At 60.1% G+C, this 8,401-nt stretch carries 8 protein-coding genes; 4 read left to right on the top strand and 4 right to left on the bottom strand.

Features of this window, described 5'->3' with window-relative positions; all coding sequences use genetic code 11:
* On the bottom strand, positions 1–1,229 hold a 1,229-nt coding region (locus tag ACOYIE_RS07160; RefSeq protein ID WP_433411812.1), incomplete at its 3' end, for a sigma 54-interacting transcriptional regulator.
* Between the two features lie 464 nt (positions 1,230–1,693).
* Between ACOYIE_RS07160 and ACOYIE_RS07155 the strand changes: the two genes are divergently transcribed.
* From ACOYIE_RS07155 to ACOYIE_RS07140, 4 genes are all read left to right on the top strand, one after another.
* The gene (locus tag ACOYIE_RS07155; protein WP_433411811.1) at positions 1,694–2,191 is read left to right on the top strand and encodes a tripartite tricarboxylate transporter TctB family protein; all 498 of its coding nucleotides are present in this window, start codon (positions 1,694–1,696) and stop codon (positions 2,189–2,191) included.
* A 27-nt stretch (positions 2,192–2,218) separates the two neighbouring features.
* Positions 2,219–3,742: a tripartite tricarboxylate transporter permease gene (locus ACOYIE_RS07150; protein WP_433411814.1), complete on the top strand. Its 1,524-nt coding sequence runs from the start codon at positions 2,219–2,221 to the stop codon at positions 3,740–3,742.
* Positions 3,743–3,805: 63 nt separating this feature from the next.
* On the top strand, positions 3,806–4,789 hold the full coding sequence (locus tag ACOYIE_RS07145) for a tripartite tricarboxylate transporter substrate binding protein (RefSeq protein ID WP_433411809.1): 984 nt from the start codon (positions 3,806–3,808) through the stop codon (positions 4,787–4,789).
* 119 nt (positions 4,790–4,908) lie between these two features.
* The gene (locus tag ACOYIE_RS07140; RefSeq protein ID WP_433411807.1) at positions 4,909–5,661 is read left to right on the top strand and encodes an SDR family NAD(P)-dependent oxidoreductase; all 753 of its coding nucleotides are present in this window, start codon (positions 4,909–4,911) and stop codon (positions 5,659–5,661) included.
* Positions 5,662–5,734: 73 nt separating this feature from the next.
* Here ACOYIE_RS07140 and ACOYIE_RS07135 read toward each other — a convergent pair whose 3' ends face one another.
* The 3 genes from ACOYIE_RS07135 to ACOYIE_RS07125 form a co-directional block, all read right to left on the bottom strand.
* Positions 5,735–6,898, bottom strand: a complete 1,164-nt coding sequence (locus ACOYIE_RS07135; protein WP_433411805.1) for a GNAT family N-acetyltransferase — start codon at positions 6,896–6,898, stop codon at positions 5,735–5,737.
* Positions 6,899–6,902: 4 nt separating this feature from the next.
* Positions 6,903–7,811, bottom strand: coding sequence for a dihydroorotate dehydrogenase (locus ACOYIE_RS07130; protein WP_433411803.1), 909 nt, complete (start codon positions 7,809–7,811; stop codon positions 6,903–6,905).
* Positions 7,811–8,401 (bottom strand): dihydroorotate dehydrogenase electron transfer subunit (locus ACOYIE_RS07125; RefSeq protein WP_433411801.1); only part of this gene is annotated, 591 nt, incomplete at its 5' end. The genes ACOYIE_RS07130 and ACOYIE_RS07125, both read right to left, overlap by 1 nt.

The raw sequence follows: 8,401 nt of genomic DNA, 5'->3' as shown, positions 1-8,401 counted from the left end.
AGCTCGCTTTCGATGAGCGTTTCCGAGATGGCGGCAAAGTTCACGCCGACAAACGGCCCGCCCGCGCGGGGCGAAGCGTTGTGAATCGACTGCGCGAACAGCTCCTTGCCCGTGCCGCTCTCTCCGGTAATCAGCACGGTGGCGTCCGTCTGCGCGTAATAGCCGGCCAGTTCCACCGCCTCCCGCAGCGCGGGCGCCTCTCCCTTGATGTCCTCAAACCGGTATTTGGCGACAAAACCGCGCTTATACATATCCGCGCGCGCCTTTTCCTCCGAATTGAGCAGGCTTTCCACGGGTATCAGGCTCAAAAAAATGCGGCGGCCGGTTTCGTCGTCCACGCAGCGCATGGTGGCGATGACCGCATGCTTCTGTATATAGATGGTCCGCTCGGTCACATCGGCCTGCTGCGCAATAATCTTGCGCAGCGATTCAAACGCAGCGAACGCTTCGTCGCAGCTCCGGCCCATCACCGCCTGTGCCGAAAGGCCGAGCAGCGCCTCCGCCGCGGGGTTGAACATGGCGATTCTGCCCTGCTGGTCCAGCACAATCAGCGCGTTCGCGCTCAGCGCGCAGGCCCTTTTGAAGTTGCGCTGCTGGCTTCTGGCCGTCTGCAATGCATGCTGCACGCGGTACAGGCCGGATACAATGAGCTGCGCATGCTGGTGATAGGCGTTTTCCAGCGCGTCAAACGGAATATCGTATGCCTTCATAATTTCCGCCAGCGTTGACTGCGACAGATTGCGGTAACCCACATTGATATAGCGCTTCATGCCGGCCGGACAGTAATCGCGGGTGCCGGTATAAATTGCGGTGTCAAATCCGGAAATCTCCTGGCTGCAGCCCGGGCCGTACGGCGTCATCTGGATATGGTTGATGCCCAGCGCGCTCAAATCGCCGATGGCCTCCACCGCCATGCTGAAGGGTTTGTTGCAAACCAGCACCGATGTGCCTGCCGGCAGCGCCAGCACCTCTTCCAGATGCGCGCCGCTGACCATGCGCTGGGTGTAAATCACCTGACTGTCCGGAAAAAGCCGCCGCGCGTTTTCCAGCGCCACAATATTTGCCACAACCGCTTTGGGGCAGCCGTCAAACGTGTTCCTCGTTGCGCTGGAAAGCGGAATGATATCCAGATACTCTGAAAAATACTGGCTCAGCGCTTCTTTCAGAAAGGCGCGGTCAAAATCGTTTTCTGAAAAAACCACCATCTTCTGCCGGTTTGCTGCCTGCACGCCCAGCCCCCCTTGTTTTATCTGTATAGATTGTCTATAATTTAACATAACTGTATCGAAAATGCAAGTCATAATCGTCTTTTAGGCCGACCCTAAACCAAACCCAATCTGTTTTTGTGCTCTTTTTGCACAGCTTTTTCCCCAATTATTTTCTTTTGGTTTGTGCAGAAGCCACAGTGAAACACAATCATACGAAAAAAGCAAGGCCATCTCTCCAAAATAACCCACAAAAAGCTGCGGTGATTTTTTGAGATTTGCACAACTTTCTTTTCGTTTTTCGCATTTGCAGAAGATTGACAAATTATTGGCATAGTACTTGCTGTTTCTTTGATTACAGACACTTTTACAAAAACGGCAAAAAAGGGGGTGCAGGCTGCGTGCGTCACGGGGGAGAGGTGTGTGGGCACGCAAACGTTGTCTGAAAACTGCGAACCGCAAATTTCCAAACAAAGCGAGGTGTTACCATGTCAAACAAAGAAGAAAAGAAGGAACGCACTCTTGTGCTGAACGAGAGTACCGCCGACCTTGTGCTGGGCGCGTTCTTTTTGGTGTTTTCGCTCATCCTGTTGTTTGTCATCATTCCGACTCAGATCGAGGACGTAGGCGCGTCCTTCCCGTCGCCGCGGTTTTTCTCCCGCGCATGCGGCGTGATTCTGCTTGTGCTTTCGCTCTGCGAACTGTATCACGGCTTCCGCAAGCGCGGCAAGGCGCATAAGGACAGCGAGGCTGTCACCTTCTCTCTGAAGGGCGTTTCCAACGCGGTCATCGCGCTGGCGGTGATGATTGCAGTTGTTCTGCTGCTCAAGTTCCTGCCCTATGTGCCGGTTACCATTGCCATGCTGGTTGTGCTCATGCTGCTGCTTGGCCAGCGGCACAAGCTGGTGCTGGCAGGCGTAGGCATCATCCTGCCCATCGCCGTGTACCTGTTCTTCACCTACGGGCTCAAGCTCGTACTGCCGTAAACTGAGGAGGGACTGACTTTGGGTGAAATGTTAGCTATGCTGGGCCAGGGCTTTTTGACCTGTATCATGCCCGCAAATCTCATCTATCTGGTTGGCGGCGTTGCGCTGGGCCTGGTCATGGGCGCCATTCCGGGCCTTACGGCCACCATGGCCATCGCGCTGCTCGTTCCGCTGACGCTTTATCTGTCGCCCACGCAGGCGATCATCATGCTGCTGGGCGCCTTTAACGGCGGCACCTTCGGCGGCTCCATCTCCGCCATCCTGCTGGCAACGCCCGGCACTTCCGCGGCCAGCGCCACCGTCAGCGACGGCTACGCGCTTGCCAAACAGGGCAAAGCCGGCAAGGCCATCAAAACCGCGCTGGTCTCCTCGGTATTCGGCTGCATCACCGCCTGCGTGCTGCTGGTGCTGATTGCCGAGCCGGTTGCGCAGTACGCGCTCAAGTTCGGCGCGCCCGAATACACCATTCTGATGCTGTTCGCGCTGACCATCATCGCTTCCGCGTCGGGCGAATCCATGATTAAGGGCCTGATGGCCGGTACGCTCGGCCTGCTGCTGGGCTCCATCGGCATGGACCCCGTGGAAACGATCCCGCGCCTGACCTTCGGTTCGCTCAACCTGTCCAGCGGTATCGACGTGGTCACCATGCTGATCGGCTCGCTTGCGCTGGCTGAAATCTTCAGCCAGATTGAAAACTTCCACAAGCGCGAAACCAGCGTGCTGCTGCCGCCGCCGACCTGTCCGGACGACGACAAGTTCACGCGCAAGGATTTCAAGCGCACCTGGAAAACCATGCTGCGCTCGGCGCTGCTCGGCAGCGGCATCGGCGCGCTGCCCGGCCTGGGCGCAACGCTGGCCGCTTGGGTCGGCTATGATACCGCCAAGCGCACCTCCAAGCATCCGGAAGAGTTCGGCAAGGGCTCCATCGAAGGCATCGCGGGCGCTGAGGCTGCCAACAACGCGGTCTGCGGCTCCAACATGATTCCGCTGCTCACCCTCGGCATCCCGGGCGACGTTGTCGCCGCGCTGATTATCGGCGCGTTCATGCTGCAGGGCCTGACCCCCGGTCCGCTGATCTTCCGCGAGGCCGCGCAGGATGTTTACAACATCTATGCAGGCGTTATCATGTCCAACCTGGTTATGGCGGTGATTACGCTGCTAACGCTGCGCGTATTCACCAAGATCTCCAAATTGCAGCCCAACGTGGTACTGCCCTGCGTGTGCATGTTCTGCATCGTGGGCGTATACGCGCTCAACTCCAGCCTGTTTGACGTGGGCGTTATGCTGGGCTTTGCCGTACTTGGCTATTTCCTGTCCAAGTTCCACTTCCCGCCGGCCTGCATGCTGATCGGCTTTATCCTTTCTCCCATGCTGGAGAAATATTTCCGCACCGCCATGCAGATGTCCCGCGGCAGCTTCTCCATCTTCTTTAAGAACCCGCTTGACTGGGTCCTCTGGGTGCTGACGTTCGGCTCGCTGTTCCTGATTATCCGCGGCAAAATCAAGGGCAGCAAAGCGAAAAAGCAGGCAGAATCGGCCAAGACCGAATAACTGTGTATTCCCGCAGCAGTAAGCTGCATTGAAAATGAAGAAACAAGAAAGAAGGTATTCCACATGAAAAAGAAACTTGCATTGTTCCTGTCCATGTCCATGCTGCTCGGCTCGCTGGCCGGCTGCGGCGGCGGCAAGACCGACGGCGGTTCTGGCGACGCCGGCGCTGCCAAGGGCGGTTTCCCGGACAGCACCATCACCATGGTCGTCAACTACGGCGCAGGCGGCGGCACCGACCTGGCTGCCCGTGCGCTCGCGTCCTCGATGGAAAAGACCCTCGGCGTGCCGGTATCGGTCGTCAATAAGCCGGGCGGAAGCGCGACCATCGGCATCACCGAGCTGCTCAACGCCGAGCCGGACGGCTACACCATCGGCGTTCTGTCCTACTCGCCCATGATCATCGCGCCCAACCAGATGAAGGTTACTTACGGTATCGACGATTTTGACTACTTCGGCACCGTTCTGCAGTACGATTACGGCCTGTTTGTCAAGGCGGATTCCCCGTACCAGACCGTTGAGGACCTGGTAAGCGCAGCCAAGGACGGCGGCATCAACGTGATGGGCGCCGGCTATCCGCACCCGCTGGTCATTGACGGCCTGGCCGAGCTGACCGGCACGGATATGCAGTTTGTCAACGTGGAATCCTCTGCGGAAGCCGTTACCGGCGTGCTGGGCGGCCACTGCGAAGCAGTCAGCCTGGTTGCTGCCGACGGCCGCAACTACATCGAGTCCGGCGAGCTGCGCATGCTGGCTTCCTCGATGGACGAGCGCCTTGATTTCGCGCCCGACGTTGAGACCCTCAAGGAGCAGGGCTACGACGTATCCGTTCGTTCCTACATGGGCATCGGCGCACCGAAGGGCGTAGACGCAGAGCGTCTGGCCATCCTGCAGGATGCGTTTGACAAGGCCTTTGAGAACGACGAGTTCAAGCAGACCATGGAAAACCTCAAGTCGCACACCTACCACATCTCCGGCGAAGAGTTCAAGGAAGTTCTGGTAAACGACGCCGAGATTTATAAGGAGTACTTTGCCGACCAGGGCGCATAAGCGCTGAAAGCGGCTGCTCCTTCTGAAAGCAGACACCCCTTTACAAAGAGCAAGGCGCCGTTCTCCCCAGATGTCAGCGTGCCTTGCTCTTTTTCTCTATCCAAAGGAGTTGAAAACACATGGATTTGGGTATTCGCGGCAAGACCGCGCTGGTAACCGGCGCAGGGCAGGGAATCGGGCTTGCAACGGCGCGCGCGCTCGCGGCCGAAGGCGCGCAGGTGTGCCTGTGCGATGTGAACGAGGAAAACGGCCGCGCAGCGGCGGATGAAATCCGCGCAGCGTTTGGCGTGCCCGCGCTGTTTGTTGCGGCCGATATCTCGTCCGAGGACGATGTAAAGCGCCTGTTTCAGCAAACCGCGCAGCAGCTTGGGCCGGTTGAAATTCTGGTGAACAACGCGGCCATCTCGCCCAAGACACCGTTTGAGCAGATTTCCGCCGAGGAATTTGCACGCGTCCTTTCGGTTGATGTGCTGGGCGCCTTCCTGTGCTGCCAGCAGGCTTTTGCACAGATGAAGGAGCGCGGCTGGGGACGTATCATCAGCCTGTCCTCCATTTCGGGCGTGATGGGCTCCAAAAACGCCGGCGTACACTATGCGGCCGCCAAAGGCGGCATCATCAGCCTGACCAAAACGCTGGCCAAGAGCATGGGGCCGTACCAGATCACGGTAAACTGCGTTGCGCCCGGGCGCGTTGCCACCGCCCTGACCCGAGAACTTGCGCCCGAGGTCATTGAGGGCATCCGCCGGCAGATCCCGCTGAGACGTCTCGGGCAGGCCGAGGATATCGCCGGAGTCATCGCCTTTCTGGCTTCCAGACAGGCCGCCTATATCACGGGCACCTGCGTCGATGTCATGGGCGGTTACGTCATTTAAATCCGCTTTCCAACAAAAAAAGGGTACCGAAAGGTACCCTTTTTTGCTGCTCAAAACCTTTATTTTTCACATCTCAGTCCACGCAGATGCGCTTGAACATGCGGAAATGATTGCCGTTTGCGTCCGCGTATTCGCCGCGTTTCTCAAACTGGAATTTCTGGTAAAAGCCCTGCGCGCGCGCATTGTCCACGCCCACATGCGCCACCAGATATTCCTTGCCGAGCATGCGGTATACGCTGATTGCCTGCCCCAGAATCTGTCCGCTCAGGCCGTGGCCGCGGTACGCTGCATCAATGCAGAAGCCGCCCACCAGGCCGATGTCCGGCTCGGCATCATACCAGGTTTTCAGGTATACGAGCGCGACGGGCGCGCCATCCTCTTCCCGGCAGCCAAAGCAGCACGCGCGCGGGCTGACCTGCTGCGCACGGACCACATCGCGCAGCAGCGCGTCCGGCTGCAAACCGGCGTCCGTTCCATAGGCGTTGCGGTGCAGCTCGCGCATAAAGGCGATGATCTTTTCCGCGTCCGCAGGATTCATCGGGTCGGCGCGGCGAAACCAGATCTGCATGGTGCTGGGCACCGCCTTGTCATCCTTCCAGCCGATGGAGGCGAAGGTGGAAAGCGCCTGCGGCAGATGGGACGCATCGTTTTCATACACCACGTCGATCTGCTCCGGCCCGTCAAAATCCAGCCGCGCCACGCAGGTGTTGTCCCCCCAGCCGATCTCCGCCATCTGCTCAGGGGCAAAGCCGTGGGCGATGGTCAGCGCGCCGCGGATGGCCGAACCGTGCGTCACAACCGCAATCGCGCCGCCGTCATGCTGCCGCACGAGCGCGCGCACTCCGTCCAGCATCCGGCGGCCGGCCTGCATCACGCTTTCGCCGTGCGGCGGGGTGGCCTCCCACGGGCGGGACTTCCAGCGGGCGTATTCCTCCGGCCAGATGCGCGGCAGCTCGGCCCACGTCAGGTCCTCCCAGTCGCCCATGTCGATCTCGCGCAGCACCGGACGGGTTTCGACCGAAAGCCCGTGCGGCGCGGCAACCGCCTGCGCCGTGGTGCGCGCGCGGAACAGGTCGGACGCATAAACCGCGTCCAGCGGCACGTTTTCAAACCGTTTTGCCAGAAAGGGAAGCTGTTCATGCCCGCGCGGGGTAAGCAGGCTGTCATACTGGCCGTGACAGCGGCGGTAAACATTGCCCTCGGCCTCCGCGTGGCGGATGATGTAAACCGTGGTCATGCGTTTACACCTCAACCGCGCCGGACAGCTCCCGCACGGATTTGACGCCGTGCGCGTCCATCCACGCTTCCAGCTCGCGCAGCGCCTTGACCGGCGCCGTCGGGTCGGCGAACATCACCGTGCCCATGGCGACCGCATCCGCGCCCGCCAGCAGCATTTCCACAATATCGCGGCCCGTGCGGATGCCGCCCATGCCCAGAATCGGCACGTCAACCGCTTTCCGCACCTGATACACCATGCGCACCGCCACCGGAAACACCGCCGGACCGGACAGGCCGCCCATCACGTTGGACAGGATGGGCTTTCTGCTCTCAATGTCAATCCGCATACCGAGCAGCGTGTTGATGAGCGAGAGCGCGTCCGCGCCGGCCGCCACCGCCGCGCGGGCAATTTCCGCAATATCGGTCACGTTGGGGCTGAGCTTGACGATGAGCGGCTTTTTCGCCTTGCGTTTGGCTGCCGAGACCACCTCGGTCACCATATCCGGCTGGGTGCCGAACGCCATGCCGCCGCATTTGACGTTTGGGCAGGAAATATTCATCTCGATGAGGTCAACATCCGCATCCGAGATCTTCTCAATCATGCCCTCGTATTCCTCCACCGTGTTGCCCGACACGTTGGCAATGATCCTGGTGTCATACTGCCGCAGGAAGGGGATCTGTTCCTCGATAAAGCGGTCGATGCCCGGGTTTTGCAGGCCGACGCAGTTGAGAATACCGGACGGGGTCTCCGCAATGCGGGGCGCGGGGTTGCCGAGCCGCTCGGTCGGCGTTAAGCCCTTGACGCCGATGCCGCCCAGCAGGGACAGGTCGAAAAATTCGCCGTATTCATGGCCGAAGCCAAAGGTGCCCGACGCGGTCGTGATGGGGTTTTTCAGCTCCACGCCGCAGAAATTGACTTTCAAATCCGCCATTACCAAACGACCTCCTCTGCATCAAATACCGGACCGTCCTTGCAGACATGGCCGTAACGCACGCCCTGCTGCCCGTCCTTCAGCTTGAGTTCGCACGCGCACACCAGGCAGGCGCCGATGCCGCAGCCCATCCGCTCTTCCATCGAAACCTGACAGGGCACGCCTGCCTCCCGCGCCAGCGCGGCAATTGCCCGCAGCATGGGCTTGGGGCCGCAGGCGGCAACGCCCGTAGCGTCCGCCAGCTGCTCTTTGAGCACGTCGGTCACAAAACCGTGCCGCGCGTAGGAGCCGTCGTCCGTTGTGACAAAGGTCTCGCACACTGCACGGAACGCCTCTTCCAGAATGACCGCGCCCTGATTGCGGAAGCCGAGCACCGCGCGCGGCTGCGCCCCTGTCTGCACGGCGCAGACGGCGGTTTGCAGCATGGGCGGCACACCGATGCCGCCGCCGATCAGCACCGGCTTTGCGCCGAGCGCCGCCACATCGAACCCGTGGCCGAGCGGCCCGAGCACATCAAGCGTATCGCCTTCCCGCCGTTCGGCAAGCCAGCGGGTGCCCTCGCCCTTGACCTGATAGACAACGGTGAGCCG

This window comes from Agathobaculum sp. (assembly GCF_050946325.1).
In the GTDB taxonomy this organism is placed as follows: domain Bacteria; phylum Bacillota; class Clostridia; order Oscillospirales; family Butyricicoccaceae; genus Agathobaculum.
Note: the sequence above shows the minus strand (reverse complement) of the source record. Positions and strands in the feature narration are given on the sequence as shown.

What these genes read in the sequence shown, in the direction of transcription:
- ACOYIE_RS07145 (WP_433411809.1), top strand. Translation starts at nt 3,806, where the DNA reads ATGAAAAAGAAACTTGCATTGTTCCTGTCCATGTCCATGCTGCTCGGC.
- ACOYIE_RS07135 (WP_433411805.1), bottom strand. Translation starts at nt 6,898, where the DNA reads ATGACCACGGTTTACATCATCCGCCACGCGGAGGCCGAGGGCAATGTT.
- ACOYIE_RS07130 (WP_433411803.1), bottom strand. Translation starts at nt 7,811, where the DNA reads ATGGCGGATTTGAAAGTCAATTTCTGCGGCGTGGAGCTGAAAAACCCC.
- ACOYIE_RS07150 (WP_433411814.1), top strand. Translation starts at nt 2,219, where the DNA reads ATGTTAGCTATGCTGGGCCAGGGCTTTTTGACCTGTATCATGCCCGCA.
- ACOYIE_RS07140 (WP_433411807.1), top strand. Translation starts at nt 4,909, where the DNA reads ATGGATTTGGGTATTCGCGGCAAGACCGCGCTGGTAACCGGCGCAGGG.
- ACOYIE_RS07155 (WP_433411811.1), top strand. Translation starts at nt 1,694, where the DNA reads ATGTCAAACAAAGAAGAAAAGAAGGAACGCACTCTTGTGCTGAACGAG.